Origin of the sequence: Streptomyces sp. CB02400, assembly GCF_001905725.1 — a bacterium.
Lineage (GTDB): Bacteria > Actinomycetota > Actinomycetes > Streptomycetales > Streptomycetaceae > Streptomyces > Streptomyces atrovirens.
Genome location: NZ_LIWB01000003.1, coordinates 345,214 through 365,802, shown reverse-complemented (window position 1 = coordinate 365,802; position 20,589 = coordinate 345,214). Strand labels below are relative to the sequence as shown.

The window sequence follows — 20,589 nt, the reverse complement described above, 5'->3', positions numbered from 1 at the left end:
CTCCGCGTTGTTTGTCGTGGCCTCCGGACGGTAAGTGCATAATCGCACCGAGCCGGACCCGAACCTGTCGAACCTGACGAAGCGGTCACTGTACGTGGGGAATGCGGGAGGACGACACATGGCGTGGCTGCTGGTCATAGTGGCCGGGTTGCTCGAGACCGGCTTCGCCGTGTGTCTGAAGCTGTCGCACGGCTTCACCCGGCTGTGGCCGACCATCGCGTTCTGCGCGTTCGCGCTGGGCAGCTTCGGGCTGCTGACCCTGGCGCTGAAGAAGCTGGACGTGGGGCCCGCGTACGCGGTGTGGACGGGCATCGGCGCGGCGGGGACGGCCATCTACGGGATGGTGTTCCTCGGGGACCTGGTGTCGACGCTGAAGATCGTGTCGATCACGTTCGTGATCGTCGGCGTGATCGGGCTGCAGTTGTCGGGGTCCGCGCACTGACCGCCCCGCTACGGCACCACCGGCTGGCGGTGCAGGGCGCCGCGCACCAGGTCGGCGACGCCGGTGTCGGCCGGGGGCGCGGTGACGCAGGACAGGGCGAGGCGGATCACCAGCTCGCAGGAGCGGGCCAGGTCGGCGGTGTCGGACCGGGGGACGCCGGGGCCGGCCAGGACTGCGACGGCACGGTCGCGGACGAGGGCGACGAGGTCGGCGGGTGAGGGCAGCGGGCCGTCGGCGCGGCGCTGCGCGGGCGCGGCGGATCCGGACGTCACGGCCGCGAGGCCCGGGGCGGGCAGGCGTTCGCCCCAGCAGCCGGTGAGCATGGCGCGGACCAGGGTGTTCTCACGGGCGCTCGCGGTGGTCCACTCGGCGGTCGCGGTCAGCCGGTCGCGCGGGTCCGCGGGGCCGGTGAGGGCGCGGTCGACGCCGGCGAGGTAGCCGTCGGCCTCCCTGCGGACGAGGGCCCGGGCGAGGCCGTCCTTGCTGCCGAACTCGTTGTACAGCGTCTGGCGGGAGACCCCGGCCGCGGCGGCCACGTCCACCATCCGCACCGCGGACCACGGGCGACGCGCCAGTGCCGTGTAAGCGGCGTCCAGCAGAGATTCCCGCGCTGCAGGCATCTTCGCCTCCCTCGGGGCGAGCGGCCGACCCTGCGGTTAGATTTGACGCGCCGTCGGGCACTGTCAAGGGTCCGCGGGAGCCGCCCCCGGTGGCCCCGCACCGATCACGGCAGATACCGTTCGTTGCATGCCCGACTACCTCGACGACCTGCGTCTCGCCCATGTCCTGGCGGACGCCGCCGACGCCGCGACGATGGAACGGTTCAAGGCTCTCGACCTCAAGGTGGAGACCAAACCGGACATGACGCCGGTGAGTGAGGCGGACAAGGCCGCCGAGGAACTCATCCGCGGCCACCTCAAGCGCGCCCGCCCGAGGGACGCGGTGCTGGGCGAGGAGTACGGGGTGGAGGGCACGGGACCCCGGCGCTGGGTGATCGACCCGATCGACGGCACCAAGAACTACGTGCGCGGGGTGCCCGTGTGGGCCACGCTGATCTCCCTGATGGAGGCCGGTGAGGGGGGCTTCCAGCCGGTCGTCGGGGTCGTCTCCGCCCCAGCCCTCGGCCGCCGCTGGTGGGCCGCGCAGGGGCACGGCGCCTTCGCCGGCCGCAGTCTGTCGTCGGCCTCCCGGCTGCACGTCTCCCGCGTCTCCCGGCTCTCCGACGCCTCCTTCGCGTACTCCTCGCTCAGCGGCTGGGAGGAGCAGGGGCGTCTGGACGGCTTCCTCGACCTGACCCGCGAGGTGTGGCGCACGCGCGCGTACGGCGACTTCTGGCCGTACATGATGGTCGCCGAGGGGTCGGTGGACCTGTGCGCCGAGCCGGAGCTGTCCCTGTGGGACATGGCGGCCACCGCGATCGTGGTCACGGAGGCGGGCGGCAGTTTCACCGGGCTCGACGGCCGCCCCGGACCGCACAGCGGCAACGCGGCCGCGTCGAACGGGCTGCTGCACGACGAGTTGCTGGGGTACCTCAACCAGCGTTACTGAGCAGCACGGGCCGAGCGTGCGCGCCCCCGATCGGCCGCACGCGCCCTCTTGTTGACCCCCGCTTTGCCTGCCACTCTGAGAGTTCCCCCACTTGTGAACTTGTGAAATCGCGAACGAACGGGCTCCCACGCCCACGACCTCGCGTTTTCCGGTAGGAGGTGGCTCCATCCATGCTCGTCCGTGACGCCATGAGCACCTTGGTCCTCACCATCGGCCCCGCCCACACCCTGCGCCAGGCCGCCGCCCTGATGTCCGCCCGCCGGGTGGGCGCGGCCGTGGTCCTCGATCCCGACGGCACCGGCATCGGCATCCTCACCGAGCGGGACGTCCTCAACTCCGTCGGGCTCGGCCAGGACCCCGACACCGAGCGCGCCCACGCCCACACCACCACCGACGTCGTGTTCGCCGCTCCGTCCTGGACCCTGGAGGAGGCCGCCGTCACCATGGCCCACGGCGGTTTCCGCCATCTGATCGTCCTCGACCGGGACGAGCCGGCCGGCATCGTCTCGGTCCGCGACATCATCCGCTGCTGGGCACCTCAGCGGCCGCCGGCCCAGCGGGTACCGGCGTAGTGGCATGCGGGACGGGCCGGACCCCGCGAGGGAGTCCGGCCCGTGTTTCGACAAGCGGTCCAGCGCTGGAATCAGCCGCGCAGGGCCTGGACCGCGGCCTCCAGCCGCTTGCCGAAGTCCTCGTCCGCCTGACGGAAGTTGTTGATCGCGCGCTCGGCGATGTCGTCGCGCGTGACCCCGGAGATGGCGTTCGCCAGGTTGTTCACCAGGCGCTCCTTCTCCTCCTCCGTCATCAGCCGGTACAGGTTGCCCGCCTGGACGAAGTCGTTGTCCTCGGCGTGGACGGGCGTGACCGTCTCACCGGTGACACCGGTGACCGCGATGGGCTGCCACGGCGAGCGGCCCGTCTGGGTCGGACCGCCGAAGCTGTTCGGCTCGTAGTTCTTCGCGCCCCCGTGGCGGCCGTCGTACAGGTAGCCGTCACGGGAGTTGGTGCGCGCCTCGGTGGCGTGCGGGCGGTTCACCGGCAGGTGGTCGGCGTTGATGCCGACGCGGTAGCGGTGGGCGTCGCCGTACCCGAAGAGGCGGCCCTGGAGCATCTTGTCCGGGGAGGGGCCGATGCCCGGCACGAAGTGGGCGGGGCTGAAGATGGACTGCTCGACCTCGGCGAAGATGTTCTGCGGGTTGCGGTTGAGCTCCAGCTTGCCGAACTCGATCAGCGGGTAGTCCGCGTGCGGCCAGACCTTGGTCAGGTCGAACGGGTTGAAGCGGTACGTGGCCGCCTCGGCCGCCGGCATCACCTGGACGTAGACGGTCCAGGACGGGAACTCGCCGCGCTCGATGGCCTCGCGCAGGTCCCGCTGGTGGGAGTCGGGGTCCTTGCCCGCGAGGATCTCGGCCTCCTCGGCGGTCAGGTTCTTGATGCCCTGGTCCGTCTTGAAGTGGTACTTGACCCAGAAGACCTCGCCGGCCTCGTTGTTCCACTGGTAGGTGTGCGAACCGAAGCCGTCCATGTGGCGGTACGACGCCGGGATGCCGCGGTCACCGAACAGCCAGGTCACCTGGTGCGTGGACTCGGGCGACAGACCCCAGAAGTCGAAGACGTTGTCCGCCTCCGTCGAGCCCGTGTACGGGTCGCGCTTCTGGGTGTGGATGAAGTCCGGGAACTTGATCGCGTCCCGGATGAAGAACACCGGGGTGTTGTTGCCGACGAGGTCGTAGTTGCCCTCCTCGGTGTAGAACTTCAGCGCGAAACCGCGCGGGTCGCGCACGGCGTCCGCGGCGCCCAGGTTGCCGGCCACCGTCGAGAAGCGGAGGAAGGTCTCCGTCTCCTTGCCGACCTCGGAGAGGAACGCGGCCCGCGTGTACCGCGTGACGTCGGCGGTCACCGTGAAGGTGCCGTAGGCACCGGCGCCGCGGGCGTGCACCACACGCTCCGGGATGCGCTCACGGTTGAAGTGGGCCAGCTTCTCCAGAAGGAGCTGGTCCTGAACGAGGACCGGGCCACCGACGCCCGCGGTCTCGCTGTTCTGGTTGTCGGCAACCGGAGCACCGGCCTCCGTAGTAAGCGGTCCCTGCGTCACGTACGCCTCCTGCGTCATCACTGACCAACCTGTGCCTTGGCCAAATCCGATCCCGATCCTACAATGGACAATGTCTAAGTCAAGTAAAGCTCCAAAGTCACACCCGTTCGGGATCTTTGTCCCCCTGCTGTTAGGCTGGTGCCTATGAGTGACCTTTTGGAACGGCTCCGTGGACGTGGATGGCGGATGACCGCGCAGCGCCGTGTCGTAGCCGAGGTCCTCGACGGCGAACACGTCCACCTGACGGCCGACGAGGTGCACTCCAGGGCTGTCGCCAAGCTGCCCGAGATCTCCCGGGCGACCGTCTACAACACCCTGGGCGAGCTGGTCTCGCTCGGTGAGGTGCTGGAGGTCGCCACGGACAAGCGGGCCAAGCGGTACGACCCCAACGCGCACCGCCCGCACCACCACCTGGTGTGCGCGCAGTGCGGCGCGATCCGCGACGTCCACCCGACCGGCAACCCGCTGGCCGACCTCCCCGACACGGAGCGCTTCGGCTTCACGGTCTCCGACGTCGAGGTGACGTACCGCGGAGTCTGCCCGAACTGCGCGGCGGCGTAGGCGGCACACACACGCTTGAACGAAAGCCCCGGCATCCGATGGATGCCGGGGCTAAAAGCCGAGGGCCGGAACCCTGTCGGATTCCGGCCCTCGGCCTTCAGTAGCGGGGACAGGATTTGAACCTGCGACCTCTGGGTTATGAGCCCAGCGAGCTACCGAGCTGCTCCACCCCGCGTCGATGAATGGAACACTACGTCAAGACATCCAACAGAAGCAAATCCGTTCCCGCCCGTAACTGCGGGCAGTCGCGTCGGGCGGCGGTACGCCAGGTGCGGTTCGTCGTCGCCGACGACGACGCGGCCCCTGGGGCCGCGCAGGACACCCCTCCACTGCGGACAGTCGCACCGCTGGGGCGGCTCCCCGCCCCGGCAGTCGCATGCCCCGCCATCCGCGGGCAGTCGTGCCTCCCCCAATGCCTCAAGGGCCTGGGAGGCACCCCCAGGGCGGCACGGGTGGGCGGTGGGGGTACCTCCCGCTCATGGGGGTACCTCCCGCTCGAGCGAAGCCGAGAGCGGGGGAGAAGCCGAGAGCGGGGGAGAAGCCGAGAGCGGGGGAGAAGCCGAGAGTGGGGGAGAAGCCGAGAGCGGGGGAGGCACCCCGCACACGCCGGGCCGCGCGACCCACCCCGCCCAGCCCTCAGGCGGACAGTTCCTCCCGCAACGCGTCCCGCAACCGCGCCGCCCGCTCCGTAACCGCCGGAGGCCCCAGCGCAGCCGCCCGCTCCGCCCACCGCTGCCCCTCCGCAAGCTCCCCCCGCCGCGCACAGACCAGCGCGAGCCGCAACGCCGCCCGACCGTGCCCCGCATCGGCCGCCCGGGTCCACCACACGACCGCCTCCGGCTCACTCCCCTCACGAGCCAGCAGCAACCCCAGATTGAACGCCCCGTTCCGCGACCCGGCCTCCGCCGCCTCCCGGTACCACCGCGCCGCCTCGACGACATCCCCCCGTGCCGCCGCGAGCATCCCGACCCGCACCTGCGCCCGCCGGTGCCCCTGCGAGGCCGCCCGCTCGTACCACTCCTCGCACTCGCTGCGCCGGTTCACCGGCTCCCCCAGCTCGTGCGCCGGCTCCGGCGGCCTACGGGCATCCAGCACCGTCGCCAGCCGGTACGCCGCCTCGGCGCTCCCCCCGCCCGCCGCACACCGCAGGAACCGCTCCGCCTCGCCCTCCTCGCCCTCCCGCAGCCGCGCCATCCCGACCTGGAGCGCCGCCTCCATGTGCCCGGCGGCGGCCGCCCGCTCGTACCAGCGCAGCGCGGACCGCTCCTCGCCCCGGCCCGCGTGCAGGATGCCGAGGTTGAAGGCGGCGTCCACGCTGCCGGTCTCCGCGGCCTTGGAGAACCACGGCTCCGCGCCGGTCTCGTCCCCGGCCCGCAGCAGCAGGATCGCCAGCGCGTTCGCCGCCTCGCGGTGACCGGCGTACGCGGCCCGGCGGTACCACTGCTCGGCCGGGCCGGTCCGGCCCTGGTCGGCGCAGAGCAGCCCGAGGTTGTACGCGCCGTTGATGTCACCGGCGTCCATCGCGGCCCGGTACCAGCGCTCGGCGGTCTGGGTCTCGCCCCGCTCGGCGTGCAGCGCGCCCAGCGCGTTGGCGGCGTTGCCGTCGCCGTCCTGCGCGGCCCGCAGCCACCACACGGCGGCGTTCTCGGTGTCCCCGGCGTCGCGCAGCAGGAAGCCGAGCGCGCAGGCGGCCCGGGTCTCGCCGTCCTTGGCGGAGGTCAGGTACCAGCGGCCGGCCTCCTTGAGCTCGCCGCGCCGCTCCAGGATCGCCCCGAGGTGCAGCGCGGCCCGGCGGTGTCCCCGCGCGGCGGCCTGCCGGTACCACTGCTCGGCCTCCCGTACCAGCGCGGCGGCGCCGTCGTCGCTCTCCCGCGCGGCCCCACGGTCCAGCGCGCGGGCCAGCCGGTACGCCCCTTCCCGGTGCCCACGCTCGGCGGCGGCCCGCATCCAGCGCTCGGCCCCGGCCGTGTCCCCACGGTGTTCCAGCAGGTCGGCGAGGGCGTACGCGCCGAGGGTGTGGCCCTGCTCGGCGGACTGGCGCAGCCAGTACTCGGCGGCGGGTTCGTCCCCGCGCTCCCGGTGGTGGCGGCCGAGCGCGTGGGCCGCCGCGGTGGAGCCGGCCACGGCGGCGATCCGCCACCAGCCGGCGGCCTCGTCGGCGTAGCCCCGCTGGTGCAGCAGGACACCCAGGTTGTTGGCGGCGGCGCGGTCGCCCGCGGTGGTGGCGGCACGCAGATGGGGTTCGGCTCCGTCGAGATCACCGCGGCGCAGCAGCATGGCGCCGAGGACGCTCATCGCCTCGACGTCGCCGGCCTCGGCGGCGAGCCGCTGACGCAGCTCCTCGGCCGCCTCGTCGGCGGCCTCCCCCGTCTCGTCTCGGGGTTCCTCCTGAGAGGAGGACTTCACAAAACGCCCTGTCTCGAACAGAGTTGCCTTGTCCCCCATAACATCCATCGTCGCACCACCTGCAACCTGGGTACACCTGGTATACCGCAGTCAGTGAGGTCACTACAGCGTTTTGTCGACATGCCCACAGAGAGACAAGTCAAACACAGATCGGCCAACTCCCGTCGGCGGCACGGCCGTCAACCGCCCAGGCACATGCGTTCGCCCATCACAAAGGCCCGGATTCCTTGAGGAATCCGGGCCTTTGATGTCGCCGACTTCGCGACGTGAGTAGCGGGGACAGGATTTGAACCTGCGACCTCTGGGTTATGAGCCCAGCGAGCTACCGAGCTGCTCCACCCCGCGCCGTTGTGTTGCAACCGTAGCACGGCGCGGGACGGGCGTTTGACCAGCCTGCTCGCTAACTGCTCGGACTCGCGTCGGGACTGGGGCTGCTCTCCCCGCCGCCGGCGCCGCCACCTCCTTCGGCCGACTGGGCCTCCTCGGCCTTGCGCAGCGCGTCCTCCAGGTCCTTCTGTGCCTTGCCGTAGGCCTCCCAGTCGTTCTTCTTCAGGGCTTCCTGGCCGGCCTCGAAGGCCTTCTGGGCGTCGTTCAGCGCCTCCTGGACCGTGGGGTTGTCGGACGTCGGCGGCGGCGTCGTGCCTTCCTCCTCGCCGGTTCCCTCGTCCTCGCCCGGTGGTGGCTCGGTGGTCGTGCCCTCACCCCCGAAGATCTTGTTGAGGGCCTGGTCGAGGGTGTCCTCGAAGGCGGTCTGGCCTCCGTAGGTCACCAGCACCTTCCGCAGCAGCGGGTACTTCAGCCCACCACCGCGTACGTAGACCGGCTCCACGTAGAGCAGTCCGCCGTCGAGGGGGACGGCCAGCAGGTTGCCGTACTCGACCTCGGAGTCGCCGCCTCTCAGCAGCCTGATGGACTCGGCGATGTTCTGTTCGGAGTTGAACTGGCTCTGGACCTGTTTGGGTCCGGCGGCCGTGGTGCTGGTCGGCAGTTTCAGCACTCTGATCTTGCCGTAGTCCTCGGTGCCCGGATCGGCGTTCACCGCCATGAAGGCACTGAGGTTGTCACGGCCGTTCGGTGTGAACGTCGTGGTGAGCGAGAAGGTCTGCTCCTGCTGGTCGGGCATCTTCATGCTCAGGTAGTACGGAGGCACCGCGTCGCCCGTCTTGTTGGTCGGGTCGTCCGGTACTTCCCACACCTCGCTGCCCGAGAGGAACGTGGTGGCGTCCTTCACGTGGTAGCGGGTCAGCAGTTCGCGCTGCACCTTGAACAGGTCCTGCGGATACCGCAGATGGGCCATCAGCGCGCTGGAGATCTCGGTCTTCGGCTGCACCGTGTCCGGGAAGGCCTTCATCCAGGTCTTCAGGACGGGGTCCTGGGTGTCCCACTGGTAGAGCTTGACCTCGCCGCTGTACGCGTCGACGGTCGCCTTCACCGAGTTGCGGATGTAGTTGACCTGGTTCTGCTGGGCCACCACCGCGCGCTGGTCGTTGGTGGCGGTCAGCGAGTCGGCCGTGGTGTCGCCGAGGGTCGTCCGCGACGCGTACGGATAGCCGTTGGTGGTGGTGTAGGCGTCGACGATCCACTGGATACGGCCGTCCACGACCGCCGGGTAGGCGTCGCCGTCGATGGTCAGCCACGGGGCGATCGCCTCGACGCGCTCCTTGGGCGTGCGGTTGTACAGGATCCGCGATCCCTCGCCGATCGCCCCGGAGTACAGGATCTGCGGCTCGCTGAACGCGACCGCGTAGGCGGCCCGGTTGATCGGGTTCTCGAGGTCGATCCCGCTGTCGCCCTTGTAGCTGTACGTCTTCTCGCCGCTGTCGTCGGAGTAGTCGATCTCCTTCTGGGGACCGCCGACGATCGAGTACGTGGTGGTGCGCTCGCCGTAGTAGACGCGCTGCTCGTACTCCGGGAGTTCGCCCTTGGAGGGCAGGTCGGACTCGATGAAGTTCGGACGGCCGCCGGAGTCCACGCTGGTGCCCTCGGCCGCGACGACACCGTATCCGTGGGTGTAGCGGAAGTGGTCGTTGATCCAGTTCCGCTTGGGGATGCCGTCCAGGTTCAGCTCGCGCAGACCGATGACCGTGTCCTGCTCCTCGCCGTCGACGGCGTACCGGTCGACGTCCAGGTTGGTCGGGAACGCGTAGTAGTTCCTGATCTGCTGGAGCTGCTGGAACGTCGGCGAGACGATGTTCGGGTCCATGATCCGGATGCTCGCCGTGTCGGTGACGTCGTCCCGCAGCTGGGTCTTGTCCTCGGTCTGGCTCGTGCCCGGGTAGTCGGTGACCTTGGAGTCGTCGATGCCGTAGGCCTCACGCGTGGCCTTGAGGTTCTTCTCGACGTACGGCGCTTCCTTGGCCTGCTCGTTCGGCTGGACCTGGAACTTCTGCACGATCGCCGGGTACAGACCGCCGATGAGGATCGCCGACAGCACCATCAGGCCGAAGCCGATCACGGGCAGCTGCCAGGTGCGCCGCCACAGGGTGGCGAAGAACAGCAGCGCGCAGATCACGGCGATGCAGAACAGGATCGTCTTGGCCGGCAGGTAGGCGTTGGCGTCGACGTACCTGAGGCCCGTCCAGTTGTCGGTGGCCTTGAAGTCGCTGGACTTCACCGCCAGTCCGTACCGGTCGAGCCAGTAGGCGACCGCCTTCAGGGCGACGAAGACACCGAGGAGCACCGACAGGTGTCCGGTGGCCGCGGCCGTGGCGCGCGCGCCCGGGCTGGTGACGCGCAGTCCGCCGTACAGGTAGTGGGTGAGCGCGGCGGCGATCAGCGCCAGGATCGTGGCGGCGAAGCCGAAGCCGAGCAGGAACCGGTACCAGGGCAGGTCGAAGGCGTAGAAGGAGACGTCGAGCTTGAACTGCGGGTCCTTCTGGCCGAAGGACACGCCGTTGACCCACATCAGCCAGGTCCGCCACTGGCTCGACGCCGAGGCGCCGGCGATCAGGCCCACCAGCGCGGTGATGCCGAGCAGCAGCCACTTCTTGTACGGGGCGATGCCCATCCGGTACCGGTCTAGGTTCTGCTGCTCCATCGACATGGCGCTCAGCGGCGGCCGCATGCGGTGTGCCAGCCAGATGTTGAAGCCGACCGCGAGGGCCATCAGCAGACCGAAGACGAAGAACAGCCCGATCTTGGTCCACAGGGTCGTCGTGAACACCGACGAGTAGTTGACCGAGCGATACCACAGCCAGTCGGTCCAGAAGCCCGCGAACATGGTGAACACCATGCCGAGGACGGCCAGGACGCCCAGTGTCATGAGCAGGGTCCGGACCCGCCGGGACGGGCGGCCCACTCTGATCCGTGGCCCCGTCGGGCCTCCGCCGCGGTCCGGCATCTGGAAAGCCAAGGTAGGCACCTCGAAGTTCGCTGTTGATTCGTCAGGCCCGCGTCTTCACGGACCGTGTGTGGTCCCCCGTGATCGCAGGCCCACACCTATGCAACTTACTCACGCTTTACTCGGTTCCCGATTCCGGCCAGGAACGAGAGAGGATTGTGACCATGTCCAACACACCCATGGCGGCCAACCCGCTCACCCGGGCCGTGCTCGAGATCGACGAGTACGTCTCCGGCCTCGGCTGGGACCAGCCCGCCCGCCTGTTCGCCCTCGTCGACACCGCCCGGCTGCGGGCCGAACAGCCCTCGCTCGCGGACCGGCTCGGTCTGGGCGACGAACAGGAGACAACCGCTCTCACCCCGATCGAGCAGGACGAGATTCCAACGGGCAAGCCGCTCGACGAGTTCCTGGGCACCATCGCCTGGCCCGACGCGGTGACCGGCTGTGCCCTGACCGTGGAGCGGCTGATGCTGCCGCCGTCGGCCGAGGCCCAGGTCCCCAAGGACCTGGACGAGGCCGCGCTGACGAAGTGGGTGGCGCGGCACCCGGAGCGTCAGGAGGTCCGGATGACGGTCGCGGTGCTGCGCGACGGGGCCCGCGAGTCGGCCCTGCGGCTGCGTGAGAAGGACTCCGCCACGGAGGTCCTCACCGGCTCCGAGCTGGTGCCGGGCCTGGCTCAGGCGCTGACGGCGACGTTCGAGGAGTAGCGGGGCCGGTCAGGAGGCCGTGCACTTCGGCAGGTCCGCGGTGTCGCCGGAGCGGATGTCCTCCAGGGCGCCCAGGGCGTCGTCGATGGTGTCGACCTTCACGAGGGTGAGGCCCTCGGGGGTGTCCTTGGCGGCGGACGCGCAGTTGTCGGCGGGCGTGAGGAAGTACTCGGCGCCCTTGTCGCGCGCGCCGACCGTCTTCATCTGGATCCCGCCGATCGGCCCCACCTTGCCGTCGTCGTCGATGGTGCCGGTGCCGGCGACGAACTCGCCGCCGGTCAGGCTGCCCGGGGTGAGCTTGTCGTAGATGCCGAGCGCGAACATCAGGCCCGCGCTCGGCCCGCCGACGTCGGCGAGCTTGATGTCGATGCTGAACGGGAAGGTGTGGTCGGTCCCGGCGGAGATCCCGACGATGGCGCGCTTCTCGCCGCCGTCCTCGGAGGTCGTGGTGGTGATCGTCACCTTCTTGGTCTTCGTCGCCGTCCGGTTCTCCTTCTCGGCGGCGGCCTGCTCCTCGGCCGGCACGATGGTGAAGACGACGTCCTCGCCCGGCTTGTGCTCGGTCACCCGCTCGGCGACGTCGGCCGGTTCCTTCACCGCCTCGCCGTCGACGGTCTTGATCACGTCGCCCGCGTGCAGCTTGCCCTCGGACGGGGACCCCTTGACCACCGTGGAGACGATCACCCAGGACTTCACCGGGACGTCGAGTTCCTTCAGGGCCGCGACCTTGGCGCTCTCCTGGGACTGGCTGAACTCCTCGGCGTTCTCCTGGGTGGACTCCTCCTCCGTCTTGCCGTCGGGGTAGAGGGTCTCGTGCGGGACGACCTTGTTGTCGTGCGCGAGCCATCCGTAGACGGCCTCGACGAGGTTCATCCGGTAGTCGGCGCTGGTGACCCGCACCGTGGTCATGTTGAGGTGACCGTCCGTCGGATAGGTCTTGTGCCCGGAGATCCGCAGCACCGGCTCGCCGTCGTGCTCGCCCAGCGTGTTCACCGTCGGCCCCGGGGACATCTCCGAGTAGGGCACGGGGATGAACACTCCCGCGCACAGGAGCGCGATCAGCATCAGGGTGGAGGCGAGCATCGTCGCGGTGCGGCGTGGCATGCCTCGACAGTACGGGACAGGCCTGTCAGCGCACCGTCAGGGCCGCCCGGACGGGCGGCCCTGCTCACTCCGTACGCCGTGACCTGCTGTTCTTTGGCCTTCAGCTACCCGAGCGCGGCTTTTCCATGGCCTCGCGGAACCGGGCGTAACCGATGAGTTCGGGGCCGTCGCTCCGCACCTTGCGGGTGCGATTGGCCCAACTGCCCCACAGTCCCGCTCCGATCGCGGCCACCAGCGGAATCAGCAACCAGGCGAGTGCCGCCATGCCGACCTCCCAACCCCATGAGCGTCCGCAACACTGACTGATCAGCAGATTAACCATCCGCAGTGACAACGCTCACGCCAGGGGTGGGGTTACGCAACCGGAGGTCCGGGGGTCTGTCATGGTCGCCTCAGCAGGCGCCCACCCGCCCTCCCGTCGCCCGACCACCACCCCTCAACGACGGCGCTATGCGCCGACCCATTCCTCTGTGCCGTCCGAGAACCGCTGGTGCTTCCAGATGGGCACCTCGTGCTTGAGGTCGTCGATCAGCTTCCGGCAGGCCTCGAAGGCCTCCCCCCGGTGCGGGCACGACACGCCGACGACCACGGCGAGGTCACCGACCCGGAGGTCTCCCACCCGGTGCACGGCGGCCAGTGCCCGGACGGGGTACTCGGCGGCGACCTTCTCGGCGATCCGCCGCATCTCGTCCTCGGCGCCGGGGTGGCACGAATAGCCGAGTTCGTCGACGTCGGCGCCCCCGTCGTGGTTGCGCACGGTCCCGACGAACAGCGCCGTCCCGCCGGCCGCGTCGTCCCCGACCGCGTGGAGGACCTCGTCCACGGACAGCGGCGTGTCGCGGATCGAGATCAGCTTGATCGGGTCCTGTGCGGCCTGCTCACCCGGGTGATCGTGCGTGGATGCCATGTCTCCATCGTGCCCCACCCCGGCGACAACGCGGAACAGCGTCATCGCCCGGCACGCGCGCGTGCCCGTTCGGAGCTTCCTACAGGAGGCGGCTTCCCGCAGGAGGCCCGTCAGATCCGGCGCCGGGCCTTGCGCGCCCGTCGTACCACCGCGGCCGCGCCCAGCAGGGCCACCGTCGCTCCCGCGGCGCCCGCCGCCGTCGCGTCCTTGCGCCCCAGTCGCCGGCCGGCGACCGTGTGCCTGCCGGACACCTCCTCCAGCAGCTCCGCGAGCACCTCCTCGTTGGTGTGCGCGGGCCGCCACCCGACGTCGTGCAGCCGGCTCCCGCTCACCACCCAGGGGTACATCGTGTAGGCCAGGTCCCCGGCCGGGGACGGGGTGAGCCCGATCCGGTGCAGCCGGGCCGCCGCGCCGAGCGCGACCGCCGACGGCAGCTCCATCCGCCGGATCCCGCTGAGCTCCTCGACCTCCTCCTGCTCCAGCCATCCGTCGCAGCCGACGGCCAGCTCACCGTCGACCTTCTCCAGGACGGCGTACTCCAGGGCGCTGCACAGATCCTGGACGTGACAGAACTGCCACGCGGGCCGCGACCCGGCCACCACGAGCAGCCTGGGCGACTCGAAGTACCTGGTCAGCGCGGTGTCGGTGCCTCCCACCAGCACGGCGGGGCGCACGACCGTGACATTGAGCCCCGGGTGCGCCCTGGGCGCCCGGCGCGCGAGCCGCTCGATCTCCAGGAGGTCGCCGACCCCCGTGGCCTCCGCCGTGGCCCGCAGCTCCGCGTCCTCGGACAGCGGCAGCTCGTTGTCCGGCAGCGCCCCGTAGACCATCGTCGACGTGCACAGCACCACTCGGTGCACCCCGGCGGCCGCGGCGGCCGTCAGCACCGTCTGCGTGCCCCGCACGTTGTAGGCCGTCCGGGCGGCGGCATCGGTCTCCAGATCGAGGTCGAGCGCGAGATGGACCACCGCGTCGGCCCCGCGCAGCTTGTCCGCGATGGCCGGGTCCCGTACGTCCAGGATGTGCCAGCGCGCCTCGGCGCACTCGCCGCGCCGCTCGTCGATGGCGATGACCTGCTTGACCTCCTCCGAGGCGGCGAGCCGCGCGGTGAGCAGCGCGCCGATGCCGGACGCGGCACCGGTGACCGCGACGACGGGGCCGCGTGCCGCGGCACCGGTTGACTTGTTTCGCGCTGCGCGAACCTGTGGATCTGGGGAACTCACCGGGCGTCTCCAGCGGTTGTCTTCAGTACGGGCGCGAGCGACGCGTACGTACCAGGTGGCATCCATCCTGCCGCAGGCCTTCTGTCGGCGAAGCACCGAGGCCCGAACCGCTTCAGGTGTCTACGCTGGGTGGTGTTGTCGGGCAGCCGTGCCGCCGGAAAGAACCGGTGGCCCTACCAGCCGAGGAAACCCGTGAGTGACACCCCATTCGGATTCGGCCTTCCGCCGGAGGAGCCGGACGACGGCGACGAGGGCAAGAAGAAGGACCCGCAGAGCGGTGGTGGTCAGGGCCCGGCCAACCCGTTCGGCTTCGGCATGCCCGGAGCCGGAGGCTTTGGCGGCCCTGGCGCGGACAATCCGTTCGCCGCGATGTTCGGGTCGCTGAACCCCAACGACCTGGGCGCGGCGTTCCAGCAGCTCGGCCAGATGCTCTCCTACGAGGGCGGGCCGGTGAACTGGGACATGGCCAAGCAGATCGCCCGGCAGACCGTCTCGCAGGGCACCGCGGAGGGCTCGAAGGACGCGAGCGTCGGGCCCGCCGACCGCAGGGCCGTGGAGGAAGCGGTCCGTCTGGCCGACCTGTGGCTGGACGACGCGACCTCCCTGCCCTCGGGCGCCGGCTCCGCCGTGGCCTGGAGCCGCGCGGAGTGGGTGGAGGCCACCCTTCCGGCGTGGCGGGAACTGGTCGACCCGGTGGCCGAGCGCGTCGGGAACGCGATGGGCGATGTGCTGCCGGAGGAGATGCAGGCCATGGCCGGCCCGCTGATCGGCATGATGCGCTCCATGGGCGGCGCCATGTTCGGCACGCAGATCGGGCAGGCCGTCGGTGTGCTCGCCGGTGAGGTCGTCGGCTCGTCCGACATCGGCCTGCCGCTGGGCCCGGCCGGGCGGGCCGCGCTGCTGCCGCTGAACATCGAGACGTTCGGCAAGGACCTGGGCGTCCCCCAGGAGGAGGTGCGGCTGTATCTCGCCCTGCGCGAGGCCGCCCACCACCGCCTGTTCGCGCACGTCCCGTGGCTGCGCTCGCACCTGTTCGGTGCCGTGGACGGCTACGCGCGCGGCATCAAGGTCGACACCGGCAAGCTCGAGGACGTCGTCGGCCAGTTCGACCCGCAGAACCCCGAGCAGCTGCAGGAGGCCCTCCAGCAGGGCATGTTCCAGCCGGAGGACACACCGGAGCAGAAGGCCGCCCTGGCCCGTCTGGAGACGGCACTGGCGCTCGTCGAGGGCTGGGTGGACGCCGTGGTGCACGCCGCGGCCAAGCCGCGGCTGTCGTCGGCCGACGCGCTGCGCGAGACGCTGCGCCGCCGCCGCGCCTCGGGTGGCCCGGCGGAGCAGACGTTCGCCACGCTGATCGGTCTGGAGCTGCGCCCGCGCCGGCTGCGCGACGCCTCGCGCCTGTGGGCCTCGCTCACCGACGCGCGCGGGGTCGACGGCCGGGACGCCCTGTGGGCGCACCCGGACATGCTGCCGACGGCGACCGACCTGGACGACCCGGACGGTTTCGTGCACCGCGAGCAGATCGACTTCTCCGAGCTGGACAAGATGCTCGGCGAGGCCGCCGGCAAGCCCGACCTCAAGAAGAAGGACGAGGCCGAGGACGAGGGCGAGAGCAAGGGCGACGACGCCGAGTGAGCCTTCACGACGACGCGGTCCTCGTGCTCAAGGAGTACGAGGACCAGCCCGAGCTGCGCCAGACCTATCTGGACCATCTCGCGGCGCATCCGGACGGCATGTGGAAGGCCTGTACGGACGGTCACATCACGGCGAGCGGCCTGGTGATCGATCCCGAGCGGGGCCGGGTACTGCTGACCCTGCACCGGAAGCTGCGGATGTGGCTCCAGATGGGCGGGCACTGCGAGCCGGGTGACGTCTCGCTCGCGGCGGCGGCCCTGCGGGAGGCGACGGAGGAGTCCGGCATCGCGGGACTGTCCCTGGTCCCCGGTGGCCCCGTGCGTCTGGACCGTCATCACACGCCGTGTGCCTGGCATCTGGACGTCCAGTACGCGGCGCTGGCTCCGTCCGGAGCCGTCGAGGCGATCAGCGACGAGTCCCTCGACCTGCGCTGGTTCCCGTACGACGAGGTGCCGGACGTGGCCGACACCTCGGTCACCCGTTTGGTGGAAGCGACCCGGACGAGACTGGGCGTCTGACACAGGGGTGAGGGGCGGCCGCCTTGCGGCCGCCCCTCACCTGTGCGTTCAACTCCAGACGTTGCCCTGGTTCTGGCCGCGGGCCCCCTGCTGTCCCATGCCGTACTGGGCGGCGACGCCCGAGCCGATCTGGGCGTTCTGCGGCGGCAGCAGCTCGCTGGGCTGGACGAGCGCGAAGCCGCTGCCCATGAAGCTGAGCTCCCAGCCCTCACCGGTGTTGCCGCGGCGTCGCCACACCCCGGAGGAGTGGGTCTGGGCCTGCATCTGCACGCGCAGGGACGTGGACCAGGCGACGATCGCGTCGGCGTCGCAGTTGACGTACTTGTCCGGCGTCACCTGCATCAGCAGCGGCATGCCCGAGGTCATCAGGGCGACCCTGCCGTTGCCGGTGATGTTGAGCTGGTACTTCCCGGAGCCGGAGATGCCGTACAGGCTGTCGACGGCGATCACCTCGTGGTGCAGCGAGGAGTCCATCGCGAGCACATAGCTGCTGTCGACCGTCAGCCCGTCCTGCTCCACCTCCATGACGTGGATGCGCTGGGCGAGGTTGGCGAGGTAGACCGTGCCCTGCCCGTGGCAGCGCATCAGGTCGAGTCCCTCACCGGTCTGCGCACGCGCGCGTGACGCGCTGTTGCCCTGGAACTCGGCGTCGAACTCGACGAGTCCCTGGTAGGCGACCATGGTGCCCTTGCGGGCGAGGATGTCGTCGTGGCCCTCCAGGGCGACGCGGAGCATCTGCTGGTTCTGCAGGCTCCAGCGCTCCTGGGTCTGCTGGTCGTTGAAGGCGAAAAGCGGGCTCTGCATGGTGTTGTTGCTCCCCCTCAGCCCCGGACCCGGAGACGGTCGGTGCTGTCCTCACTGGGCTGGACGACGACGATGCCCTGACCGGAGAAGGCCATCTGGTAGGCCTCTCCGCTGCCGCGGCCGATCAGCGACTGGGCCCGGAAGCTGCGCTTGCCCTTCACCTTGAGGTTCGGGGACCAGGCGACCAGGGCGTCCGGGTCGACGTACGTCTCGTCGTCGCCGCCACCGCAGTCCACGACGATCGGCTTGCCGCGCGAGGTCAGCGCGACCCAGCCCTGCCCGGAGATCTTGGTGTTCCACAGGCCCTGTCCGGCGAACTTCGCCAGGCCCTTGACCCGCTCCACGCCCCAGGTGAGGTGGGCGTCGAAGGCGAGCAGGTTGGTGGCGTTGACGGAGATGCCGTCGCCGTTGAGGTTGATCACGACGACGTTGGCGCCGTAGTCGGCGAGGTAGAGCAGGCCGTCGCCGGAGCACTTCATCAGCGGCGCGCCCTCACCGGTGAGCCAGTCCTTGGCGATCTGGCGCACGGCGGGCGGGTTGGGCTCGTACTGGACGAACCCTTCGTAGGCGACCATCGATCCGACACGCGCGAGGAGATCGTTCCCGGTCTGCATGGCGATCTTCGCCATGTGGTTGCCGTGGTTCTCCATGCGAGCGGTGACGGGGGCGGGGGCGTAGCCCGCGAGTGGCTGGTTCATGACGGGCTCCCTTTAGATCTCGTACGGCTGGACGACGATGAAGTTGCCGGGTGCGCCCCTGAACTGGAGGTTCACGCTCTCCCCGGTGTCGCCCGGGTAGGAGTTGCGGCGCATCCGCACCTGGCTGGAGACGACCACCTGGGAGGCGGCCGACCAGGCGACCACGGCGTTGCAGTCGGCGAACGTGGTGGGCGTGACCGGCAGCACCACGGGCGTGCCGTGGGTCTTGACGACGATGGTGCCGGTCCCCTGGAACTGCATCGTGAACAGCGCGCCGCCGGGGATGCCGTGCCCCTCGATGCGGCGGACCTCGTACTGCAGGCTCTCGTCGAAGGCGAGGACGTTCTCGGCGGAGACGCACACGGCGTCGCCCTGGAGCTCGATCGGGTGCAGCATCGTGGAGTTCTCGGCGAAGAACACCTGGCCCTGGCCGGTGCAGCGCATCAGCTGCATCTCCTGGCCGGTGGCGTTGCCGACGATGCGGCCGGAGAAGCCGGCGCCCTTGTAGCTGAAGTCGACCTTGCCCTGGTAGAGCACCATGCTGCCCTGCCGGGCCAGCACGGGCTGTCCGCCGATGCCCAGGTCGACGCGGACCAGCTTCTTGTTCTGCTGGGTCCAGCGCTGCCCGGTGGGTGTCTCCTTGAACTTCTGGAGCGCGCCGAGCACGCCGGGGCTCTGCGGTGCGCCCTGGGGCGCCCCGTACGGGGCCTGCTGACCCGGCGGTTGTCCGGGCGGGGGCTGCTGGCCGTAGCCCGGAGGGGGCGTGGGCTGTCCGTAGCCGGGCGGCGGGGCGGGTGCCTGCGGTGCCTGGGGCTGTCCGTAGCCCTGGGGCGGCGGAGCGGGCTGGCCGTACGGCGGCGGCTGCTGGCCCGGCTGGCCGTAGGGCGCGGGCGCCGGCGCCGGGGGCGGCACCGGGGAGCCGCCGGGCGGGGTGTGCATGGGGGCGACGATGGTCGGCGCGGTGTGCACCGGCGGCGCGGAAGGTGCGGGGGCCGGCGGCGGCGCGAAGCCCTGTGCGGCGGGCTGGGGCGCGGGGGCCGGAGCAGGCGCGGGAGCCGGGGCCGGGGCGGGAGCCGGGGCCGGGGCGGGCGCGGCTCCGCCGGGTACGCCGAACGCGGGCGGCGCGGCGGCCTGGGCGGGCGGGGCGAAACCGGGCGCGGCTCCGTCGACCCCCGGCTGCTGCTGGGGGGCGGCCGGCTCGTCCTCGGCCACCTCGCCGCCGAAGTTCCGCAGCAGCGCGTCGAGCCCGCCGTCGAAGCCCTGTCCGACGGCGGCGAACCGCCAGACGTCCTTGAAGTAGAAGTCACCCAGCATCACGGCCCGCTCGGTGGAGAACTCCGAGCCGCTGAACGGGTACCGGGCCACTTCCTCGCCGCCCGCGACGATACGGATGTACCCGGGACCGACCTGTGACATCTGCCCGGCGCCGTCGAGGGTCGCCGTGAAGGACAGCTTCCTGATCTGCTGCGGGATCCGGTCCAGCGTCACGCGGAACGACTCGGTGTCGCCCGCCTGGGCACCCAGGAGCTGAACGGACTCCTCGGGGGACTTCGGCTGGTTGTAGAAGATGAAGTAACGGTCGTCGGAGAGCCGTTCGTCGGCGTCGAGACCGAAGCAGCTGATGTCGAAGGTCAGCCCCGGGCCGGAGATCTGCACGCCTACGTACAGATCCGTCCCCGCCGTGAGGTCACTGATCCTGGCCTTGTGGCCGCGTTGGAATTCCCTGGCCATACGTACGACCGTCCCCCATCCCGAATGTGAGTGCGTCGCGCCAGGCTAACGGCAAATTCGGACACCGGGTGAAGTCGGTACAGACCCGGTACACAACGCGCGCGCGCGGGCCTACCCTGCGCTCACCTCGGGCAGGCGCTCACGCATTGCGCGCACCCGGCACATGCGGCAGCCGCTCGGCCGCGACCACCCCTTCGAGATAGCCACGGGCCCGCTCGGTCTTCGGATACGCCTCCAGCAGCCGCCAGAAACGCGGGCCGTGCCCGGGCACCAGCAGGTGCGCCAGCTCATGGCAGAGGACGTAGTCGACGACGTACTCGGGCATGCCCTGCAGCCGGTGCGACAGCCGGATGCTTCCGTCGGACGGGGTGCACGAGCCCCAGCGCGTGTTCTGGTTGGTGACCCAGCGCACCGAGTCGGGCCGGGCCCGCCCGTCGAAGTACTGTTCGGACAGCCGCCGGGCGCGCTCGGCCAGCTCCGTGTCCCCGAGTGTCCGCCTGCTCTCCTGTGCGGCCAGCTTGTCGAGCATGACGGTCACCCAGCGCTGCTCCTCCGCCTCGGACATCCGGGCGGGGATGAGCACGACGGTGCGATCGCCCTCGCGGTACGCGGAGACCGTTCTGCGGCGGCGGGCGCTCCTGCGGACCTCGATCGCGCTCGCCCGTGAGCCGTTCGTCGGCTGGCTCGTCGTGCTGCGCTGTGACTTTCCGGCGCGGTGCAGTGGGTCGGCGGGCACGCCCCGACGGTACCCGCTGCACACGGGGAAGTCTTGGCTCCGGGACGGTTCCACGGCGATCCCCCACCGGGCGCCGGATTTGTACGATGAATCCCGCCGCCTGTGGACAACTTTCGGCGGCCTCCGGCCCGTCC

Annotated in this window: 19 protein-coding genes and 2 tRNA genes; 7 read left to right on the top strand and 14 right to left on the bottom strand. The window is 70.5% G+C overall.

Translation table 11 applies throughout. From position 1 onward, the window contains the following. Positions 1 to 118: 118 nt before the first annotated feature. Positions 119 to 442, top strand: a complete 324-nt coding sequence (locus tag AMK33_RS09745; RefSeq protein ID WP_048455705.1) for a DMT family transporter — start codon at positions 119 to 121, stop codon at positions 440 to 442. 8 nt (positions 443 to 450) lie between these two features. On the opposite strand, the gene AMK33_RS09740 is transcribed toward AMK33_RS09745, so the two are convergent. Further along, entirely contained in the window at positions 451 to 1,062 is a 612-nt protein-coding gene (locus tag AMK33_RS09740; RefSeq protein ID WP_073932381.1) for a TetR/AcrR family transcriptional regulator, read from the bottom strand. Positions 1,063 to 1,189: 127 nt separating this feature from the next. On the opposite strand from AMK33_RS09740, the gene hisN reads away from it, so the two are divergent. Together hisN and AMK33_RS09730 are read left to right on the top strand one after the other, a co-directional pair. Then, positions 1,190 to 1,990: a histidinol-phosphatase gene (hisN, locus tag AMK33_RS09735; protein WP_073932380.1), complete on the top strand. Its 801-nt coding sequence runs from the start codon at positions 1,190 to 1,192 to the stop codon at positions 1,988 to 1,990. 170 nt (positions 1,991 to 2,160) lie between these two features. Beyond that, the gene (locus tag AMK33_RS09730; RefSeq protein ID WP_073932379.1) at positions 2,161 to 2,562 is read left to right on the top strand and encodes a CBS domain-containing protein; all 402 of its coding nucleotides are present in this window, start codon (positions 2,161 to 2,163) and stop codon (positions 2,560 to 2,562) included. Between the two features lie 71 nt (positions 2,563 to 2,633). Here the strand turns inward: AMK33_RS09730 and AMK33_RS09725 are convergent, their stop codons facing one another. Further along, complete coding sequence (locus tag AMK33_RS09725) at positions 2,634 to 4,085, bottom strand: catalase (RefSeq protein WP_235618030.1); 1,452 nt, start codon at positions 4,083 to 4,085, stop codon at positions 2,634 to 2,636. 144 nt (positions 4,086 to 4,229) lie between these two features. On the opposite strand from AMK33_RS09725, the gene AMK33_RS09720 reads away from it, so the two are divergent. Then, a complete protein-coding gene (locus AMK33_RS09720; RefSeq protein WP_073932377.1) occupies positions 4,230 to 4,646 on the top strand; it encodes a Fur family transcriptional regulator in 417 nt (138 codons plus the stop codon). Positions 4,647 to 4,747: 101 nt separating this feature from the next. Here the strand turns inward: AMK33_RS09720 and AMK33_RS09715 are convergent. The 4 genes from AMK33_RS09715 to AMK33_RS09700 all read right to left on the bottom strand — a co-directional run bounded on the left by AMK33_RS09715 (position 4,748) and on the right by AMK33_RS09700 (position 10,392). Continuing rightward, positions 4,748 to 4,821: transfer RNA gene (locus tag AMK33_RS09715), tRNA-Met, on the bottom strand. A gap of 461 nt (positions 4,822 to 5,282) precedes the next feature. Continuing rightward, positions 5,283 to 7,100: a tetratricopeptide repeat protein gene (locus AMK33_RS09710; protein ID WP_201262997.1), complete on the bottom strand. Its 1,818-nt coding sequence runs from the start codon at positions 7,098 to 7,100 to the stop codon at positions 5,283 to 5,285. A gap of 223 nt (positions 7,101 to 7,323) precedes the next feature. Beyond that, positions 7,324 to 7,397 (bottom strand) — tRNA-Met (locus AMK33_RS09705). Between the two features lie 55 nt (positions 7,398 to 7,452). Continuing rightward, on the bottom strand, positions 7,453 to 10,392 hold the full coding sequence (locus AMK33_RS09700; protein ID WP_235618037.1) for a UPF0182 family membrane protein: 2,940 nt from the start codon (positions 10,390 to 10,392) through the stop codon (positions 7,453 to 7,455). Between the two features lie 164 nt (positions 10,393 to 10,556). On the opposite strand from AMK33_RS09700, the gene AMK33_RS09695 reads away from it, so the two are divergent. Beyond that, positions 10,557 to 11,099, top strand: a complete 543-nt coding sequence (locus tag AMK33_RS09695; RefSeq protein WP_073932594.1) for a PPA1309 family protein — start codon at positions 10,557 to 10,559, stop codon at positions 11,097 to 11,099. 9 nt (positions 11,100 to 11,108) lie between these two features. Here AMK33_RS09695 and AMK33_RS09690 read toward each other — a convergent pair whose 3' ends face one another. The 4 genes from AMK33_RS09690 to AMK33_RS09680 form a co-directional block, all read right to left on the bottom strand. Next, positions 11,109 to 12,203, bottom strand: coding sequence for a YlbL family protein (locus tag AMK33_RS09690; protein ID WP_073932374.1), 1,095 nt, complete (start codon positions 12,201 to 12,203; stop codon positions 11,109 to 11,111). Between the two features lie 100 nt (positions 12,204 to 12,303). After that, positions 12,304 to 12,468 (bottom strand): hypothetical protein, encoded by a 165-nt coding sequence (locus AMK33_RS42795; protein ID WP_167748556.1) that lies wholly within the window; start codon positions 12,466 to 12,468, stop codon positions 12,304 to 12,306. 183 nt (positions 12,469 to 12,651) lie between these two features. Continuing rightward, on the bottom strand, positions 12,652 to 13,110 hold the full coding sequence (locus tag AMK33_RS09685; protein ID WP_073932373.1) for a molybdenum cofactor biosynthesis protein MoaE: 459 nt from the start codon (positions 13,108 to 13,110) through the stop codon (positions 12,652 to 12,654). Between the two features lie 110 nt (positions 13,111 to 13,220). After that, positions 13,221 to 14,333, bottom strand: coding sequence for an SDR family oxidoreductase (locus AMK33_RS09680; protein ID WP_073932372.1), 1,113 nt, complete (start codon positions 14,331 to 14,333; stop codon positions 13,221 to 13,223). A gap of 192 nt (positions 14,334 to 14,525) precedes the next feature. On the opposite strand from AMK33_RS09680, the gene AMK33_RS09675 reads away from it, so the two are divergent. Next, positions 14,526 to 15,968, top strand: coding sequence for a zinc-dependent metalloprotease (locus AMK33_RS09675; protein ID WP_073932371.1), 1,443 nt, complete (start codon positions 14,526 to 14,528; stop codon positions 15,966 to 15,968). After that, positions 15,965 to 16,486: an NUDIX hydrolase gene (locus tag AMK33_RS09670; RefSeq protein ID WP_073932370.1), complete on the top strand. Its 522-nt coding sequence runs from the start codon at positions 15,965 to 15,967 to the stop codon at positions 16,484 to 16,486. Before AMK33_RS09675 ends, AMK33_RS09670 begins: the two co-directional genes overlap by 4 nt. Positions 16,487 to 16,534: 48 nt before the next feature. Here the strand turns inward: AMK33_RS09670 and AMK33_RS09665 are convergent, their stop codons facing one another. The 4 genes from AMK33_RS09665 to AMK33_RS09650 form a co-directional block, all read right to left on the bottom strand. Continuing rightward, positions 16,535 to 17,290, bottom strand: coding sequence for an AIM24 family protein (locus AMK33_RS09665; RefSeq protein WP_073932369.1), 756 nt, complete (start codon positions 17,288 to 17,290; stop codon positions 16,535 to 16,537). Positions 17,291 to 17,307: 17 nt separating this feature from the next. Beyond that, entirely contained in the window at positions 17,308 to 17,988 is a 681-nt protein-coding gene (locus AMK33_RS09660; RefSeq protein ID WP_073932368.1) for an AIM24 family protein, read from the bottom strand. Positions 17,989 to 18,000: 12 nt separating this feature from the next. Next, complete coding sequence (locus AMK33_RS09655) at positions 18,001 to 19,719, bottom strand: TerD family protein (RefSeq protein ID WP_073932367.1); 1,719 nt, start codon at positions 19,717 to 19,719, stop codon at positions 18,001 to 18,003. A gap of 139 nt (positions 19,720 to 19,858) precedes the next feature. Continuing rightward, the gene (locus AMK33_RS09650; protein ID WP_073932366.1) at positions 19,859 to 20,455 is read right to left on the bottom strand and encodes a M48 metallopeptidase family protein; all 597 of its coding nucleotides are present in this window, start codon (positions 20,453 to 20,455) and stop codon (positions 19,859 to 19,861) included. Positions 20,456 to 20,589: the final 134 nt, after the last annotated feature.

What these genes read in the sequence shown, in the direction of transcription:
- AMK33_RS09745 (WP_048455705.1), top strand. Translation starts at nt 119, where the DNA reads ATGGCGTGGCTGCTGGTCATAGTGGCCGGGTTGCTCGAGACCGGCTTC.
- AMK33_RS09740 (WP_073932381.1), bottom strand. Translation starts at nt 1,062, where the DNA reads ATGCCTGCAGCGCGGGAATCTCTGCTGGACGCCGCTTACACGGCACTG.
- hisN (WP_073932380.1), top strand. Translation starts at nt 1,190, where the DNA reads ATGCCCGACTACCTCGACGACCTGCGTCTCGCCCATGTCCTGGCGGAC.
- AMK33_RS09730 (WP_073932379.1), top strand. Translation starts at nt 2,161, where the DNA reads ATGCTCGTCCGTGACGCCATGAGCACCTTGGTCCTCACCATCGGCCCC.
- AMK33_RS09720 (WP_073932377.1), top strand. Translation starts at nt 4,230, where the DNA reads ATGAGTGACCTTTTGGAACGGCTCCGTGGACGTGGATGGCGGATGACC.
- AMK33_RS09710 (WP_201262997.1), bottom strand. Translation starts at nt 7,100, where the DNA reads ATGGATGTTATGGGGGACAAGGCAACTCTGTTCGAGACAGGGCGTTTT.
- AMK33_RS09700 (WP_235618037.1), bottom strand. Translation starts at nt 10,392, where the DNA reads ATGCCGGACCGCGGCGGAGGCCCGACGGGGCCACGGATCAGAGTGGGC.
- AMK33_RS09695 (WP_073932594.1), top strand. Translation starts at nt 10,557, where the DNA reads ATGTCCAACACACCCATGGCGGCCAACCCGCTCACCCGGGCCGTGCTC.
- AMK33_RS09690 (WP_073932374.1), bottom strand. Translation starts at nt 12,203, where the DNA reads ATGCCACGCCGCACCGCGACGATGCTCGCCTCCACCCTGATGCTGATC.
- AMK33_RS42795 (WP_167748556.1), bottom strand. Translation starts at nt 12,468, where the DNA reads ATGGCGGCACTCGCCTGGTTGCTGATTCCGCTGGTGGCCGCGATCGGA.
- AMK33_RS09685 (WP_073932373.1), bottom strand. Translation starts at nt 13,110, where the DNA reads ATGGCATCCACGCACGATCACCCGGGTGAGCAGGCCGCACAGGACCCG.
- AMK33_RS09665 (WP_073932369.1), bottom strand. Translation starts at nt 17,290, where the DNA reads ATGCAGAGCCCGCTTTTCGCCTTCAACGACCAGCAGACCCAGGAGCGC.
- AMK33_RS09660 (WP_073932368.1), bottom strand. Translation starts at nt 17,988, where the DNA reads ATGAACCAGCCACTCGCGGGCTACGCCCCCGCCCCCGTCACCGCTCGC.
- AMK33_RS09655 (WP_073932367.1), bottom strand. Translation starts at nt 19,719, where the DNA reads ATGGCCAGGGAATTCCAACGCGGCCACAAGGCCAGGATCAGTGACCTC.